Origin of the sequence: Pseudomonas sp. JAI111, assembly GCF_024809425.1 — a bacterium.
In the GTDB taxonomy this organism is placed as follows: domain Bacteria; phylum Pseudomonadota; class Gammaproteobacteria; order Pseudomonadales; family Pseudomonadaceae; genus Aquipseudomonas.
Map to the genome: position 1 here is coordinate 1316517 of NZ_JANUCB010000001.1, position 14928 is coordinate 1331444.

At 60.5% G+C, this 14928-nt stretch carries 16 protein-coding genes; 6 read left to right on the forward strand and 10 right to left on the reverse strand.

Annotated elements, in window-relative coordinates; all coding sequences use genetic code 11:
- Positions 1 to 4: 4 nt before the first annotated feature.
- From pdxH to dinG, 5 genes are all read right to left on the reverse strand, one after another.
- Positions 5 to 652, reverse strand: a complete 648-nt coding sequence (pdxH, locus tag HNR03_RS06230) for a pyridoxamine 5'-phosphate oxidase (protein WP_259151632.1) — start codon at positions 650 to 652, stop codon at positions 5 to 7.
- A gap of 24 nt (positions 653 to 676) precedes the next feature.
- Complete coding sequence (locus tag HNR03_RS06235; protein WP_259151633.1) at positions 677 to 1789, reverse strand: OmpA family protein; 1113 nt, start codon at positions 1787 to 1789, stop codon at positions 677 to 679.
- A gap of 114 nt (positions 1790 to 1903) precedes the next feature.
- Positions 1904 to 3049, reverse strand: coding sequence for a serine hydrolase domain-containing protein (locus tag HNR03_RS06240; RefSeq protein WP_259151635.1), 1146 nt, complete (start codon positions 3047 to 3049; stop codon positions 1904 to 1906).
- Between the two features lie 162 nt (positions 3050 to 3211).
- On the reverse strand, positions 3212 to 5722 hold the full coding sequence (locus tag HNR03_RS06245) for a beta-agarase (RefSeq protein WP_259151637.1): 2511 nt from the start codon (positions 5720 to 5722) through the stop codon (positions 3212 to 3214).
- Between the two features lie 95 nt (positions 5723 to 5817).
- A complete protein-coding gene (gene dinG / locus HNR03_RS06250) occupies positions 5818 to 7962 on the reverse strand; it encodes an ATP-dependent DNA helicase DinG (protein ID WP_222590044.1) in 2145 nt (714 codons plus the stop codon).
- A gap of 99 nt (positions 7963 to 8061) precedes the next feature.
- Between dinG and HNR03_RS06255 the strand changes: the two genes are divergently transcribed.
- Positions 8062 to 8520 carry a CopD family protein gene (locus HNR03_RS06255; protein WP_259151639.1) on the forward strand — a complete coding sequence of 153 codons (459 nt, stop codon included), beginning with the start codon at positions 8062 to 8064 and terminating at the stop codon, positions 8518 to 8520.
- Positions 8521 to 8629: 109 nt separating this feature from the next.
- Here the strand turns inward: HNR03_RS06255 and HNR03_RS06260 are convergent, their stop codons facing one another.
- The 4 genes from HNR03_RS06260 to HNR03_RS06275 all read right to left on the reverse strand — a co-directional run bounded on the left by HNR03_RS06260 (position 8630) and on the right by HNR03_RS06275 (position 11307).
- Positions 8630 to 9388: a collagen-like protein gene (locus tag HNR03_RS06260; RefSeq protein WP_222590042.1), complete on the reverse strand. Its 759-nt coding sequence runs from the start codon at positions 9386 to 9388 to the stop codon at positions 8630 to 8632.
- Positions 9381 to 9659, reverse strand: coding sequence for a DUF1145 domain-containing protein (locus tag HNR03_RS06265; RefSeq protein ID WP_222590041.1), 279 nt, complete (start codon positions 9657 to 9659; stop codon positions 9381 to 9383). The genes HNR03_RS06260 and HNR03_RS06265 overlap by 8 nt, the downstream gene beginning before the upstream one ends.
- A gap of 148 nt (positions 9660 to 9807) precedes the next feature.
- Entirely contained in the window at positions 9808 to 10521 is a 714-nt protein-coding gene (locus tag HNR03_RS06270) for an OmpA family protein (protein ID WP_259151640.1), read from the reverse strand.
- Positions 10522 to 10611: 90 nt separating this feature from the next.
- Positions 10612 to 11307: an OmpA family protein gene (locus tag HNR03_RS06275; protein WP_222590039.1), complete on the reverse strand. Its 696-nt coding sequence runs from the start codon at positions 11305 to 11307 to the stop codon at positions 10612 to 10614.
- Positions 11308 to 11498: 191 nt separating this feature from the next.
- Between HNR03_RS06275 and HNR03_RS06280 the strand changes: the two genes are divergently transcribed.
- The 4 genes from HNR03_RS06280 to HNR03_RS06295 all read left to right on the forward strand — a co-directional run bounded on the left by HNR03_RS06280 (position 11499) and on the right by HNR03_RS06295 (position 13290).
- The gene (locus HNR03_RS06280; RefSeq protein WP_222590038.1) at positions 11499 to 11996 is read left to right on the forward strand and encodes a DUF6231 family protein; all 498 of its coding nucleotides are present in this window, start codon (positions 11499 to 11501) and stop codon (positions 11994 to 11996) included.
- 5 nt (positions 11997 to 12001) lie between these two features.
- Entirely contained in the window at positions 12002 to 12478 is a 477-nt protein-coding gene (locus tag HNR03_RS06285; protein ID WP_222590037.1) for a YchJ family protein, read from the forward strand.
- Positions 12479 to 12589: 111 nt separating this feature from the next.
- Complete coding sequence (locus HNR03_RS06290) at positions 12590 to 13084, forward strand: LEA type 2 family protein (RefSeq protein WP_222590036.1); 495 nt, start codon at positions 12590 to 12592, stop codon at positions 13082 to 13084.
- Positions 13081 to 13290, forward strand: coding sequence for an SEC-C metal-binding domain-containing protein (locus HNR03_RS06295; protein WP_007906737.1), 210 nt, complete (start codon positions 13081 to 13083; stop codon positions 13288 to 13290). Before HNR03_RS06290 ends, HNR03_RS06295 begins: the two co-directional genes overlap by 4 nt.
- A 153-nt stretch (positions 13291 to 13443) precedes the next feature.
- On the opposite strand, the gene HNR03_RS06300 is transcribed toward HNR03_RS06295, so the two are convergent.
- Positions 13444 to 14001 carry a cysteine hydrolase family protein gene (locus HNR03_RS06300; protein ID WP_259151644.1) on the reverse strand — a complete coding sequence of 186 codons (558 nt, stop codon included), beginning with the start codon at positions 13999 to 14001 and terminating at the stop codon, positions 13444 to 13446.
- Between the two features lie 146 nt (positions 14002 to 14147).
- Here HNR03_RS06300 and HNR03_RS06305 point away from each other — a divergent pair, with 146 nt between their 5' ends.
- Entirely contained in the window at positions 14148 to 14792 is a 645-nt protein-coding gene (locus tag HNR03_RS06305) for a glutathione binding-like protein (protein ID WP_222590034.1), read from the forward strand.
- The last annotated feature ends 136 nt before the right edge of the window (positions 14793 to 14928 follow it).

Consider the following 14928-nt stretch of genomic DNA (forward strand, 5'->3'; position numbering starts at 1 on the left):
CTGTTTAAGGTGCCAGACGTTCAAGTGTCCAGTGGGAGTCATGCAAGCGATAGTTGAGGCGATCGTGCAGGCGGCTCGGACGACCCTGCCAGAACTCGATGCGCTCGGGTAGCAAGCGATAACCGCCCCAGTGTTCCGGGCAGTGTGGCTGAGTGTCACTGAAACGTTGCTCGGTGGTCTTGAGCAGCGCTTCCAGCTCGGCACGGTCGGCGATCACCTGGCTCTGAGGCGATGCCCAGGCACCAAGGCGACTGCCCAGCGGCCGGACCTGGAAATAGGCGTCGGACTCTTCAGGTGTGACCTTCACGACCCGCCCTTCGATGCGCACCTGACGCTCCAGGGTTGGCCAGAAAAAAGTCATGGCGGCGAACGGGTTCGCCGCCAGATGCTGGCCCTTGGCGCTGTCGTAGTTGGTGAAGAAGGTAAAGCCCTCCTCATCCAGCCCCTTGAGCAGCAGAATGCGGCAATGCGGTCGACCGTCCTGATCGACCGTGGCCAGCGTCATGGCGTTGGCCTCCACCGGCGGTTGCTCGGTTTTCACCGCATCGCCAAACCACTGATGGAACAGCCCGAACGGCTCGGCCGGGGCTTGCGCCTCGGTCAGGCCATCACGGGTGTAGTCACGACGCATATCAGCCAGGCCCTGTGTCATGGCGCATTCCTTTTAGTTAACGAATCACTTCTTGTCAGCATCGGCTGCAACGACTTTCTTGTCAGCTGCCGCGGCTTTGGCGGGAGCCGTTTTTTTCGCCGGTGTTGCAGTTTTAGCCGGTGTTTTCTTCGCGGTGGCTTTTTTGGCCGGCGCTTTTTTCGCCGCAGGCACAGCAGCCTTCTTCGCCGCTGGCGCAGGAGTGACCGGCGCAACTACTGGCTTGATGTCCTTGGACGCAACCATCGTCACAGGCGCTGGCGCTGGCATGTTGTACTTGCTCAGCAGCGCTACCATGGTGTTTTGCGGCGTTACCAGCATTTCCACACGACGGTTCAGTGCACGCCCCTCATTGCTGTCGTTGGCGGCACGCGGCGCTTCACCGCCCATACCGCGCAACATCAGACGATCACGCTGCAGGCCGCTGAGACGGAAGATCGCAGCCACGGCTTGCGCACGCTCCTGGCTCAGTTTGACGTTGGCTGGCGCGGCACCCGAGGTATCGCTGTGACCAAGTACCAACACGGCAGTTTTCGGATCGGCTTCAAGGATTTTTGCGACGCGAGTGAAAGGACCGAGGGTCACCGGCAGCAGCATGGCCGGGCGATCCGGGTTGAACGAGCCTTCTACCGGCGCGGTGACGACCAACACGTTTTCACGGCGTTCGAGTTGCAGGTTGCTGTCCTTGATGGCCTCGCGCAGGCGCGGCTCGTAATCGTCGAGCCAGGCCTGGGTTATTTTAGGGTCTGGCATCGGCACGACTTTGGCAGTCGGTTGTTCTTTGCCACCGAACGGCCACCACCATTTGCCACCCGCATCGGCTTGAGCCTTGGCGGCGTCGACAGGCTTGGCTTCAGGTTTCACTTCTGGCTTGGCTGGCGTCTTGACAGCAGTGTCATCAGAGCCGAACGGCCAGTACCAAGGGCTGGCGCTTTCCGTTTTGGCGACCGGTGCAGTAGCGCCAGGCTTCAAGGGAACCGGCGCTGGAGCCGGGGCCGGGGCAGCCGGGTCTTTTGCGGCGACTTTGTCGGAAGACCCGAACGGCCACCAGCTACTGCCATCCGAATCATTTTTTGGAGTCTGTGCACAACCGGTGATAGCGAAGCACAGGGCCAAGGCGAGGGTTTTATTGGATGACATTGGATATCCGCAAAATGAAGTAATGAAAAAATCTGACCGGATCGGCCCGCATAAACTGATGATTTGAAACTGAAAAGGCTTTCAGGTTCCGACGCTGGAACCCTTCAGCGGGATTTACAGACAAGTGGCCAGTACTCGCACAAGTTTCTGCGCTCGCGGATCCATCAAGACGTACGGCCCTAAGGTATTGGTCACAAAGCCGAAGGCAACATCGTGTTCCGGGTCAGCGAAACCGATGGAGCCACCAGCGCCCGGATGGCCGAATGCCCGTGGGCCGAGGCCATAGGTTGCATTCGGGACATCTGGTTGATCGAGCATGCAACCCAGACCGAAACGGGTCCGGGTCAACAAAGTCTTGTCTTCACCGAGGCTGTGTTCGCGAGTCAGCTCATCGAGCATTTCGCTTTCCAGCAGGCTGCCGTCCAGCAGACCGGCGTAGAACCCGGCCAGGCTGCGGGCGTTGCCGTGGCCATTGGCGGCGGGTTGTTGCATGCGGCGCCACTCGGGTTTGTTGGTGCTGGTCATGATCGACGGCGGATTGGTGAAGGCACGGGTCGTCATGGCCGTCGGTTCGCGCATGGTCACTTGCAGCAGGCGCTGGGCCGCGGCATCGCCGACGTTGCCTTTGCCACGGGCGATGTGTGCCACGCGATGGAATTCTTCGTCGGCCAGGCCGACATGAAAATCCAGCCCCAACGGCTTCGCGACCCGGGCCACGATCGACTCGCCCGGCCCACGACCGTCAATACGGCGCAACAACTCGCCCACCAGCCAGCCGTAAGTGATGGCCGCATAGCCGTGGCCTTCGCCCGGCGTCCACCACGGTTCTTCGGCGGCCAAGGCATCGACCATGGTCTGCCAGTCGTAAAGCGCTTCAGGTGGCAGCAACTCGCGCAACGCTGGCAGACCAGCCTGATGGCAGAGCAACTGTCGCAGGGTCACCGAAGCTTTGCCGGCGGCGGCGAACTCAGGCCAGTAACGCGCAACCGGGGCGTCCAGCTGCAGCTTGCCTTCGGCCACCAACTGCAGCGCGGTGACGGCGGTGAAGGTCTTGGTGCAGGAGAACAGGTTGGCGATGGTGTCGCTATGCCAGGCCTCCAGGCCATCCTTATCGGCAGTCCCGGACCAGAGATCAAGGACGGTTTCACCACCTACCTTGATGCACAACGCCGCACCACGTTCCTGAGGATCGTCGAACAGCGCCGCGAAAGCTTCGCGCACCGCTTCGAACTGGAGTTCGTAATGACCCTGAATCTGCACCCGCAACGCTCCTGGATTTACGCTCTACAAAGTGGTCCGCATTGTTCCAGCCCTTGAGGGTTTTGGGAACAGGGTCGGGCTCGGCGGTCGGTTGCCCATGGAGTGGGCAACCATTGATGTGGCTGTCAGGCTGCAAAGAACGGTAACGCGACCTGACGGAACTCAGTGACCGTTCGCCGAATGCCCGCCCGCATGGCCAGCGCCCTGCCCCGCCCCTTTGCCGGCATCACCTTTTCTGCCGCCTTCGGAATCGTGACTGGCTTTATCCGCCTCGGCCTTGGCCTTCTCGGCTTCTTTGCCCAACTGATCGACGATCGCCAGGTTGCTCTTGCGCACGCTGTCGACGAAGCCCTGGAACGGCAGATCGGTGATGCCGACCAGGCCAAAGTGACCGTTCTCGCCATCCAGCAGACGACCGGTCACCGGTTGATCGAGGTACTGGAACCAGTGCACCCCGACAATCGACGGCTCGCTCATCGCCTGTTTGAGGAAGTTGGCGTACGCCGGGCCACGGTCTTCTTCCTTCGCCAGTTGCGTCACGCCGCCCCAGAATGGACCGCGATCCGCCGAGCCGAAGTTGAATTCGGTGATCAATACCGGTTTGTCGAGGCTGCGCAACCGGGCAAAGTCGTAACCGTCCTGCGGTTGCAGGGTGTACATGTTGAAACTCAACACATCGCAATACTGCGCGCAGGATTCGACGGCTTCTGGGGTGCTGAGGGCGAAACGACCGCCCAGCAACAGCTGGTTCGGTGCATGCCACTTGAGCGAATCGGAGATGGTCTTGAAGTAAGTGTCGGCGAAGACCTTCTGGAAGTATTTGAAGTCGGCCTCGATTTCCGGGTGATCGGCACTTGGCAGCGGCGCCACGAAACCCGGGTCTTCCATCAATTCCCAAGCCGGCAAGTCAATGCCCCAGGCTTTGGACAGGCCCGCCTGGTTGCGGTATTTGTCGCGCAATTGCTTGAGGAACGCGCGTTTGGCTGGCACGTCAGTGGTCATTTTCAAGGTGCCGTAAGCCAACGCGTAGCGAGCCTTGGGATCGTCGCCGGGACCGGCCCAGGCCAGTTCGTTGTCGGCGAAATAACCGATCAGCCATGGATCGTCGCGATGGTCCCGGGCTGCGATGGCCACGGCACGTTCGGTCGCCATGGCGAAACGCGGATCGAACGGATCGGGCATGCCGCCCCACCAGTCGGTGCCGGTGCTGATGCTGGCGTAATCGCCGACGATCGACAACGGCAAGGTGTATGGCACGCGATCAGCGTTGGCCAGAACCGGGTCGCTCCAGTTACCGATGGTGTTGAAGCCCCAGGCTTGCAGACGGTCCAGCGTGTGGCCGGCCCAGCGCTGCTCATCAACCACGGCTTTGCAGGGTTCGGCAGGTTTCTGTTCAGCCGTGTTCGCGGCGCTCGCTTCAACCGCGCTGCTCTTGGCCGCTTCGGCGACACCGGATTCAGTGGTTGCCGGAACGACCGGTGGCTCAGCAGCTTTCTCGGCCGTCGCCTCAACCGCTTCAGCCTTGGCGGCTTCTGCGACACCCGCCTTGGTGTCATGGCCCGGCTTGCACGGTTCACCATACAGGCGCTGCAAGTTGGCGCCATAGAAGTCGTACCAGCGACCGGCGTTGTAGCCTCGGCCCTGATCAACTCCATTGCCGCCACGGTTGTCGCCTTCGCCAAAGTGGCTGGCCAGCGTTTCGCCGGGTTTTGGCAGGGATTCGAACATCCACTCGCGACCCTCGACGTAGGTCTGATCGATGTCCGGGGTCACCGTATTGACCCCCAGCGAATAGAACGGATGGCCTTCAGGGGTCACCAGGTACCAGCGACCGTCACGCTTTTCCGTGCGGAAAAAACCGCTGGCCTTGAACGTCGGGCCTTTGTTCAAGCCGCCGAACTTGTCCAGCGACGACTTCTCGCGCTCGGCGAGCCAGGTTTTGGTTTGTTGCTGTTCTTTGGCGGTGGCACTTTTGAGTTGCTCGTCACTGCTGACCTTCTCCGGCCATTTGGCCCGGGTCGATTGACCGTAAGCGTCCACCAGACCGCCGTAAGCGGCCTTGGTCACGGCGTCACCGTCCTGCACGCCGAAGCGCTCAAGCAGGATGCTTTGGGCCACGTTGGGCTGATCCATCGAGAGGGTCACAGAGACCACCTGACTGCGATCCAGCTCACCGCTGCTGCTGGCCAGCAACACGCGTTGACCGTCGAAGGTCATCGGCATCGGCGGACCGGCTTTCATGCCCAGGTTCAATGGCGAGAACGGCTGCAGCGGCACCAACAGGGTTTGCGCGGGCCCGGCCGGCAAGTCGACACGGCTGATCAGTGTCTTGCCATCGTTGCTCTGGATCTTCACGTACAGGGTCAAGGCCCAGCTCATTGCGCTCTGGACCCGCAAGCTCATGAAGCCCGACTGCGACCAGTCCCAGGCACCCGTTTGCGGGGTCAGACGCACATTTGGTTGTGCGACCGGGTTGAATGTCACCCGACGCAACACTTCTCCGTCGGCTGTTTGCTCAGCATTGGACTGCGGCAGGCTGGCATCCTGAGTCGTCACCTGAACCACATCGGCAGGGCGCACAAAGTTGAACAACGTCTGTTGGCCGGCCGGAGCCGCCAGCAAAGGGGTTGCGAACATCAGGGCAAAAACAGCGGGCAACGAACGGCGGATCATAAGAACGAGGTTCTCCCTAACGGCCAACGATGGCCAGTGGAAAAGCGATGGTAGAGAGATAGACAACAGGTTGGGCAAAATTGCCCAGCCCTGTATCAGGAAATTTCACGACGGAATGGTGGCAACGCATTGAGGATCGCTTTGCCGTAACGCTGGGTGACCAGGCGTCTGTCGAGCAAGGTGATGGTGCCGCGGTCTTCTTCGGTACGCAGCAGGCGGCCGCAGGCCTGGACCAGTTTCAGCGAAGCATCCGGCACGGAGATTTCCATGAACGGATTACCGCCACGGGCTTCAATCCATTCGGCCAGGGCCGCTTCAACCGGATCGTCCGGCACCGAGAATGGAATCTTGGCGATGACGACGTGCTCGCAATAAGCACCGGGCAAGTCGACCCCTTCGGCAAAACTCGCCAGGCCGAACAGCACGCTGGAGTCCCCGCCATCAACGCGCGCCTTGTGCTTGTTCAGGGTTTCCTGTTTGGACAAGTTGCCTTGAATGAACACTTGCTTGCGCCAGTCGCGGTCCAGTCCGTCGAACACGTCCTGCATCTGTTTGCGCGAGGAAAACAGCACCAGGGTGCCGCGCGAACCTTCGACCAGTTGCGGCAGATCACGAATGATCGCCGCCGTGTGGGCCGGCGCGTCACGCGGATCGGCCTTGAGGTCCGGCACCCGCAACACGCCCGCATCGGCGTGATGGAACGGGCTTGGGACCACGGCGGTCACGGCTTTTTTCGGCAGCCCGGCGCGCATGCGATAGCGGTCGAAGGTGCCCAGCGCGGTCAGGGTCGCGGACGTCACCAAAGCGCCGTAGGCCACGTTCCACAAATTGCGGCGGAGCATTTCCGCCGCAAGGATCGGGCTGGCGTTGACCTCGATGTCGAACAACGAACCGCTTTCGGCCAGGGTCAGCCAACGCGCCATGGGCGGGTTGTCTTCCGGGTCTTCGGCGGTGAACGCGACCCACAACTCCCAGTTGCCCGAAGAACGAGACAACAGGCTGCCGAACAGCGGATACCACTCTTCGGCCTGATTGCTGGCGATGCCGATGTTGACCTCGCCGTCCATGCCTTCCTTGAGCAGCTCGGTCAGTCGGGTGAACAGGTCGGTCAAACGGGCAAAGCCCTTCTTCAACTCGACGCCCATCTCGCGCATGTGCTCGGGAATTACCCCGCCGACGAATCGGTGACGCGGCCGCTCGCGGCCCTCGACGTCTTCGCCGGGTTTGAAATCGGCGACCTGTTCGCAGGCAGTGAACATGAATTGCTGCTGGGTCTTGATCTCACGGGCCAGCTCCGGCACTTGCTCGATCAACTTGCCCAGGTCGCCGGGCAGCGGGTGCTGGGCGAGCAGTTTGGTGAGGTTCTTGGCCGTGGTTTCCAGCCAGTCGGCAGTGGAACGCAGGCGCGTGTAATGGGCGAAGTGGCCGATGGCCTTGTCCGGCAGGTGATGGCCTTCGTCGAAGACGTAGATGGTGTCGCGCGGATCGGGCAATACCGCGCCGCCGCCGAGGGCCAGGTCGGCCAGGACCATGTCGTGGTTGGTGACGATGACGTCGACCTTGCCCATGCCTTCGCGGGCCTTGTAGAAGGCGCACTGGCCGAAGTTCGGGCAATGACGGTTGGTGCACTGACTGTGATCGGTGGTCAGGCGCGCCCAGTCGGCGTCCTCGAGGGCCGTCGACCAACTGTCGCGGTCACCGTCCCATTTATTGCCGGCGAGCTTTTCGATCATGCTGGTGAACAGCTTTTGACTGGCCTCGTCGACTTCGATCTTGAAGCCTTCTTCTTCGAACAACTGCGCCGTGGCGGTTTGTGCGTGGCCTTCCTGGAGCAACATATCGAGCTTGGACAGGCACATGTAGCGCCCGCGCCCCTTGGCCAGCGCGAAGGTGAAGTTCAGCCCGCTGTTGCGCATCAGGTCGGGCAGATCCTTGTAGACGATCTGCTCTTGCAGGGCCACGGTGGCCGTGGCGATCACCAGGCGTTTGCCGGCAGCCTTGGCGGTGGGGATCGCCGCCAGGCTGTAGGCCACGGTTTTGCCGGTACCGGTGCCGGCTTCCACCGCGACAATCGCGGGGTCGCCACTGCGCCGGCCTTCATCGTCGGTGTCGATGTCACCGAGGACCTTGGCAATTTCGGCGATCATCAGGCGTTGGCCGTAGCGCGGCTTGAGGCTCTTGGCTTCAAGAAAACGCGAATAGGCGCCCTGGATCGTGGTTTTGAGTTCGGTGCTGATCATGGATTGTCGGGCGCAAAAAACGCTGGATAAATTTTCAGTGGTTCGGTTCGGCGGCTATCATACCTCGCTAATTAATCCCGCGCAGAACGGAGTACCCCAATGACACTTTTTGGCATCGTTTACACCCTGCATGTCCTGTCCGCCCTGGTGTGGGTCGGCGGCATGTTTTTCGCCTGGATGGTCCTGCGGCCCGCGGCAATGAAGGCGCTGGAGGGCCCTGCCCGGTTGAAGCTGTGGGTAGAAGTGTTTCAAGGTTTTTTTCGCTGGGTCTGGGTTGCGGTGGTGCTTTTGCCCATCAGCGGAGTGAGCATGATTCATCTGCAGTTCGCCGGGTTTGAGACAGCACCACGGTATGTGCAGGTGATGATGGGGTTGTACGTGGTGATGACGGCGCTGTTCATCCGTATTCAGGCGTTACTGCTGCCGCAGTTGCGCACGGCGGTCGTGGCGCAGGACTGGCCGGCCGGGGCAGCGACGCTGGGGCAGATTCGCAAGCTGGTGGGGATCAATCTGATCGTCGGGCTGGCGTTGGTGGCGATCGCGGCCGCGCGGCCGTGATCGTTCCCATGCTCCGCGTGGGAATGCCTCAAGGGACGCTCCGCGTCCAGTGACGCGGAGCGTCACGGACTGATTTCCCACGCAGAGCGTGGGAACTATCGGCCAGCGCTTACAACCGCTGAACCGTCACCGAACCCGCCGCGCCAGCAGGCCCTGGTTGTCCATCGACGCCAGGATGCCCGTTCTTGCCGCCATCGGTCTTGTAAACGAAGCAGCCCTTGGCCTTGCCGCCAGCGCCCGGCTTGCCGCCGGGACCGGCGAGGCCACCGGCACCGCCAGCCACCTGAACCTTGATCTGTTGCGCCGGGTAATCGCGTGGCACTTCCAGCCTGACCAACGCACCCGGCGCTCCTGGCTGGCCATCACTGCCGTCGCTGCCATCGGCACCGCGACCTGCCTGGCCCCAGGTGCATCCCGGTGCCTCGCCGTTGGCGCCGTCAAGGCCGACAAACCCTGGCGCGCCCGCACCACCGCGAGCATCCACCGACAGGAGCGGCGCATTCAGTGCCTTGATCTGCAAATTCAGGTTACGTCCCGCGCGGGCGGCCTTGAGATAAGTCCCCGGCGCGCCACGCGCGGTGATCTGGCTGCCCTCAGACAGCTCGGCACGACTGACTTTCAATTCCAGCGCCTGCTCACTGGGCACGATCGCGATCCGCGCTTCACGCCCCAGATGCAAATCGCCAACCGTCAACTCGGTCACGTTTGAAGGAATCAGCAAAGTGCCGTAATCGGCGACTTCCAGCCGCTCCAGCTGCAAGGTGCTGGCGGTGTTGGGCAAGCGCATCAGCGAGTTGGTCTGGACACTGACCACCTGAGCGCAGGCCAATGGACTGATGAGAGCGGCGAGCAGACAGAGTTTACGCATGGGAAGCCTTCGATGCGGTCGGAGCCGGGAGGGTTTGCAGGTGGAATACGCCGAAAAACAGGATCTGCAGGCGATCGCCCCAAGGATGAGCGCGTCCCCTGAGGCTGCGGAAACAGAACACCGCCTCAAGAAGATGAAGTCCCGCCAACAGACTGCCGGCCATATTGACCAACAGGTGCAGCGGATTGACAAACGGCGTCAGCAGATTGACCAGCACCACCAGCCAGAACAGCAGGGTCAATAACTTCCCCAGGCCCCAAAACACCTTCATACGCTCCCCCGTTGAGAATTATTCTTTGCGCGCACAGTAACGGCTTCCGCGAGGAATACGCCAGTGGGCAACGGATAATTCTTCATGAAGGCCGCCGAATGGCCGTCGGATTTACTGTCATTGTCACCCGACGGCTCTACTTCGCGGCTTAGCGATTAATGTGCAACTCCACGCGACGGTTTTTCGCACGCCCTTCGTCAGTATCGTTATCGGCCACCGGCTGGCTTTTGCCCTTGCCTTCACTGGTGAGCTTGCTCGGCGCAATGCCCTGGCTCAACAGATAAGCCGCCACACTGCTGGCGCGACGCTCCGAAAGTGCCTGATTGTATTCAGCTGAGCCGACGCTGTCGGTGTGACCGACTACCTTGATGCTCACCACATCGGCAAGTTGCAGTTTAAACATCACTGAATCCAGCTGACTCTTCGCAGAGGGACTCAGGTCAGATTTGTTGAAGGCAAACAGCACATCGCTGGGCAGGGTGATGACTTCGGGTTGCACAACTTCGACAGGTTTCACGCTGGCCGGGTACTGCGGCAGCGGACAACCATGGTGTTCAACAGGTGTGTTGGCGGGCGTATCGGGGCAACGATCACGTCGATCGAAGACACCATCACCGTCCTCATCGCCATCCTGGGCGTAACAGATCAAGCCACCGGTCAAGATCCCGAGCGCCGCACCACCGCCTGCCCAGCCGCCACTTTCAAGCGCGCCCAATCCTCCGCCGACCAGTCCGCCAATGACGCTGCAGATCGGCCAGGTACGTTGATTGAGGGGGGCGGTGCCATCGCTGTGAGTTGCGCAACCGGTCAACAGGCTACCCAGTAGCAGAACCGGCAAGACGGTCCTTGTGAGAACGCTCATATTGAAAGCTCCTGTGTCACCGGTCCATACCGGTTACACAGGAGTAAAGACCCGCATCCGCGACTGCACAAGCCGCGGAGCGGAAGGGGCCTAGCGGTCGATCTTGATTTCAGTGCGACGGTTCATGGCACGGCCGTCAGCCGTTTTGTTATCAGCCACCGGCTGGCTTTCACCGGCACCGGTTACCGATACGAAGCTGCTGCGTGGCACGCCTTGCTGGATGAGGTATTCAACCACCGAGTGAGCACGCTTATCCGACAGTTTCTGGTTGTAGGCATCGCTGCCCACGCTGTCGGTATGGCCGGTCACGGTCAATCTGGCGGTAGGTGCCTCCTGTTTCAGGCGGGTGGCGATTTTATCGAGGACTTGTTTATCGGAAGGCGTGAGCGTGGCCTTGTCGAACTGGAAGTGAACATCGCGGATGACAATGACTTCTTCCTTGACCACCGCTGCCTCTTCGACCACAGGTGCAGGTGCCGGTGGAGGGCAGCCGTTGGCATCGACCTTAACGCCACGAGGAGTACCCGGGCACTTGTCGCGGCTATCCGGCACACCATCGCCGTCTTCGTCGCCATCACCGTGAACCCAGCAATAGGCTGCTGCCGTGCCACCGACCAGCAGTGCACCATACCCAGCCCATGCCGAGCTCTCGGTCGCGCCGAGACCAGCACCCACGACACCGCCGACCGCCGCACAGGTCGGCCAGTCGGTTTTCTGCAAACCTGCGCAACCAGTTAACACACTGGTTAGCAGAACCAAGGGTAATGCTGTCCGAACTATGCTCATCTAGTTTTCTCCTGAAGGATCGGCTTAGAACCGATTCAGGGAGTAAAGACCGGAGTTTTAATCTCCGCCAGCAATAGGCCATTGCTCTTTTCGCCCCGTGTTCACGTCAGATGACAGCTTTTAGGGCAAACCCGCTCTAGGCCCGGACGTTTGGGCAGGCTAGTCTTGGCGACTCTGAATGAGGATCTTCGATGATTGCAGGTATTTCTTCGCGCACGCCCCAGCAGGCGTTGGCCGCTTTGCTTGATCGTTACGCCCCTGCGCGTCTGCTGTTGATTGGCGCCAGCGAGTTCCCCGCCCTGGAAGCCTTCAAGCTGGCGCACCCTGAAAGTTGCGTCGCGCACGCCACGCCCGGCCCGTTGCCGACCGAGTTGGCGGCGCAACGGTTTGATCTTGCGCTGGTGGTCGATTGCCTCGAACACTTGCCCAAGCGCGACGGTCTGAACTTGCTGGGAGGGATCCGCAACCTCAACGCCAGCCGTATTGCAGTGCTGGCGGATTTGCCGGCCAGTGGCTGGCAGGAGACGGACTTTTTTTCCCTGGCCCTGCAAGCCAGCGAACGCTTCCAGCGCGACGAACAAGTGTTGACGCTGTTTACTTACGATCTGCTTGACTACAAACAGGTGCCCGACTGGCTCAATTCAAGGTTCTGGGCCAATCCGGAAAACTTCGGGAAATACTGGTGGTAACCGCAATGAGTACATCCATTTGCCCTTGCGGCAGCGGCACCCTGCTCGACGCCTGCTGCGGCCATTACCACGCCGGGCATCCGGCGCCGTGTGCCGAAGCCTTGATGCGCTCGCGCTACAGCGCTTATGTGCTGGGGCTGATCGACTATCTGGTGGCGACCACCCTGCCCGCGCAGCAGGCAGGCCTGGATCGCAAATCCATCAGTGACTGGAGCGCGCAAAGCACCTGGCTGGGTCTTGAGGTGGAAAGCTCCGAGGTATTTGGCGGCCAGCCGGAACATGCGTTCGTGACCTTTACCGCGCGCTGGCACGACGGCACTGGCGAACACAGCCATCGCGAGCGCTCTTCGTTCGTGCAGAACGCCGGCCACTGGTACTTCATCGACCCCACCGTGCCACTCAAGGCCGGGCGCAATGACGCCTGTCCGTGCGCCAGCGGGCAGAAATTCAAGAAGTGTTGCGCAGGGTATTTCGGCGCATGAGGTGAGCTAAAAGGATCGCTGCGCATCGCCAGTAGTGCGCCGCCCCATTCAGCAGCGGTGAAGGCGGTGATCTTTTCCGTCTAGACTGGGGCTCAAGGGAGAAATACCGCCATGATGACCCAGCGACTCGCACGCTATCTGTTCACCTTGTTCCTGCTGTCAGGACTCAGCGGCTGCGCGTCGTGGTTCAGCAACGATGAGCCGGACCCGCAAGTGCATCTTGTCCAGGTCGAAGTCGTGCGGGCCAAGCTGCTGGAGCAGAAATTCATCCTGCACTTTCGCGTCGACAACCCCAACGACAGCGACCTGACCGTGCGCAGCCTTGAGTACCGCATTCACTTGGGCGACATGCTGCTGACCGAAGGCGAACACGAACACTGGTTCACGGTCGGCCCCAAACACAGCGCTTACTTCAAGGTGCCGATCCGCACCAACTTGTGGCCCAAGGTCCGGGATCTGGTGAAAATGCTGAAAAAACCCGATCAACCGATCCCCTATCGTCTGGAAGGTGAACTGGAAACCGGCTTATTCATCGCGCACTACGTGCACCTGGCGCGCAATGGCGTGATAATCCCCGCCGATTTAATTCCGGAGAAAACCCGATGACCCAGCAACCCCATGTCCATGGTCCTGACTGCAACCACGATCATGACCATCACGACCACCATGATCACGACCATGGCCATGTCCACGGCCCGAACTGCGGCCACGCTCACCAGGAACCGGTGCGCAACGCCCTGAAAGACGTTGGCCGCAACGACCCTTGCCCTTGCGGCAACGGCAAGAAATTCAAGAAGTGCCACGGCGCGTAATGCTTGGGGCGAAATTCTTTTTCGCCTGTTGAATCGCTATCGCGGGCAAGCCCGCTCCCACACTGGTTCTGTGAACGACGAAGATCCCTGTGGGAGCGAGCCTTCTCGCGATGACGTCGGCACACTCACTATCAATCTCGCTCCCACAGGTTTTCAGCCAGCCATCAAAATCTGCGTGCTGCTGACGACCGTCGCATACTCCCCATGCAAATTCCCCAGCGACATCGCATGCACGTCCTCGGCTGATCGCAGCTGACCAAAATAATCCGCCTTGTCGAACGTGAAGCACGCATCCTCCGCCACCCAGGCGTCAAACCCCAGGTTACCGGCCGTTCGCGCCGTGGACTCGACCGAGTTGTTGGTTGCAACACCGACAATCACCAACTGATCGATCCCCGCCTCGCGCAAACTCGCTGCAAACCCTGTGGCACAAAACGCATCCGGCACCTGCTTCTGAATCAGTTGCTCGCCACTCTGTGGGGTGAACCGCTCCTGAAACTCCACACCCGATTGCTCAGGCCAGAATACTGAATCCGGTGAACGGGACAGGTGCTGCACATGAATCACCGGGCGCCCGGTGCGCCGCCAATACGCGAGCAAATCGAGAATTCGTTCCTCAGCCTGAAGATTATTTCGACGACCCAATCTGGGCTGCAGGATGCCTTTTTGCTGGTCGATGATGATCAACGCTGCGTTGGTCTTGAGCTCCATGCCGACTTTTCTCACACAAGGTCATTGAATTTCACGCACTTGAGCATCACCTCCTCTTACAGGCAAGCCCTCGAACGCAAACAGGACGACCTGATGCCCGCGGTCGCTGTCCGACCCTAATGACGTCTCTTGATTTGGAGTACTGCATGATCGACCTGTATTACTGGACTACCCCCAACGGCCACAAAATTTCGATTTTCCTGGAAGAAGCCGGCCTGCCGTACAACGTGCACCCGATCAACATCAGCAAAAATGAGCAGTTCCAGCCGCATTTTCTTAAAATCTCCCCGAACAACCGGATCCCGGCCATCGTCGACCATGAGCCAGTCGATGGCGGCGAACCGTTGTCGGTGTTCGAATCGGGAGCAATTTTGCTGTACCTGGCAGAGAAAACCGGCCAGTTCCTGCCCAAAGACTTGCGTGGTCGCCAGCTAGCGCTGCAGTGGTTGTTCTGGCAAATGGGCGGTCTGGGGCCGATGGCCGGGCAAAATCATCACTTCAGCCAGTTCGCGCCGGAGAAAATCCCCTACGCGATCAAACGCTACGTAGACGAAACCGCTCGCCTGTATGGGGTTCTGGACAAGCAACTGGCGAACAACGCGTTTGTTGCCGGCAGCGAATACAGCATTGCCGACATGGCGATTTACCCCTGGATCGTTTCCCACAAATGGCAGAGCCAGAACCTGGAAGACTTCCCGAATGTGTTGCGCTGGTTCAACCACATCCAGGATCGTCCGGCGACGGTGAAGGCCTACGCGCTGGCTGCCAAGGTGAATCCACCAAAACCCTGACCCAGGATCGTTCCCACGCTCTGCGTGGGAATGCCGCAACGGACGCTCCGCGTCCGCTTTTGGGACGCAGAGCGTCCCGAGCTGAATTCCCACGCAGAGCGTGGGAACGATCATCGTGAAGAAATAACCCTGCCGC

What these genes read in the sequence shown, in the direction of transcription:
- HNR03_RS06290 (WP_222590036.1), top strand. Translation starts at nt 12,590, where the DNA reads ATGATGACCCAGCGACTCGCACGCTATCTGTTCACCTTGTTCCTGCTG.
- HNR03_RS06295 (WP_007906737.1), top strand. Translation starts at nt 13,081, where the DNA reads ATGACCCAGCAACCCCATGTCCATGGTCCTGACTGCAACCACGATCAT.
- HNR03_RS06305 (WP_222590034.1), top strand. Translation starts at nt 14,148, where the DNA reads ATGATCGACCTGTATTACTGGACTACCCCCAACGGCCACAAAATTTCG.
- HNR03_RS06265 (WP_222590041.1), bottom strand. Translation starts at nt 9,659, where the DNA reads ATGAAGGTGTTTTGGGGCCTGGGGAAGTTATTGACCCTGCTGTTCTGG.
- HNR03_RS06280 (WP_222590038.1), top strand. Translation starts at nt 11,499, where the DNA reads ATGATTGCAGGTATTTCTTCGCGCACGCCCCAGCAGGCGTTGGCCGCT.
- dinG (WP_222590044.1), bottom strand. Translation starts at nt 7,962, where the DNA reads ATGATCAGCACCGAACTCAAAACCACGATCCAGGGCGCCTATTCGCGT.
- HNR03_RS06285 (WP_222590037.1), top strand. Translation starts at nt 12,002, where the DNA reads ATGAGTACATCCATTTGCCCTTGCGGCAGCGGCACCCTGCTCGACGCC.
- HNR03_RS06260 (WP_222590042.1), bottom strand. Translation starts at nt 9,388, where the DNA reads ATGCGTAAACTCTGTCTGCTCGCCGCTCTCATCAGTCCATTGGCCTGC.
- HNR03_RS06275 (WP_222590039.1), bottom strand. Translation starts at nt 11,307, where the DNA reads ATGAGCATAGTTCGGACAGCATTACCCTTGGTTCTGCTAACCAGTGTG.
- pdxH (WP_259151632.1), bottom strand. Translation starts at nt 652, where the DNA reads ATGACACAGGGCCTGGCTGATATGCGTCGTGACTACACCCGTGATGGC.
- HNR03_RS06245 (WP_259151637.1), bottom strand. Translation starts at nt 5,722, where the DNA reads ATGATCCGCCGTTCGTTGCCCGCTGTTTTTGCCCTGATGTTCGCAACC.
- HNR03_RS06235 (WP_259151633.1), bottom strand. Translation starts at nt 1,789, where the DNA reads ATGTCATCCAATAAAACCCTCGCCTTGGCCCTGTGCTTCGCTATCACC.
- HNR03_RS06255 (WP_259151639.1), top strand. Translation starts at nt 8,062, where the DNA reads ATGACACTTTTTGGCATCGTTTACACCCTGCATGTCCTGTCCGCCCTG.
- HNR03_RS06300 (WP_259151644.1), bottom strand. Translation starts at nt 14,001, where the DNA reads ATGGAGCTCAAGACCAACGCAGCGTTGATCATCATCGACCAGCAAAAA.
- HNR03_RS06270 (WP_259151640.1), bottom strand. Translation starts at nt 10,521, where the DNA reads ATGAGCGTTCTCACAAGGACCGTCTTGCCGGTTCTGCTACTGGGTAGC.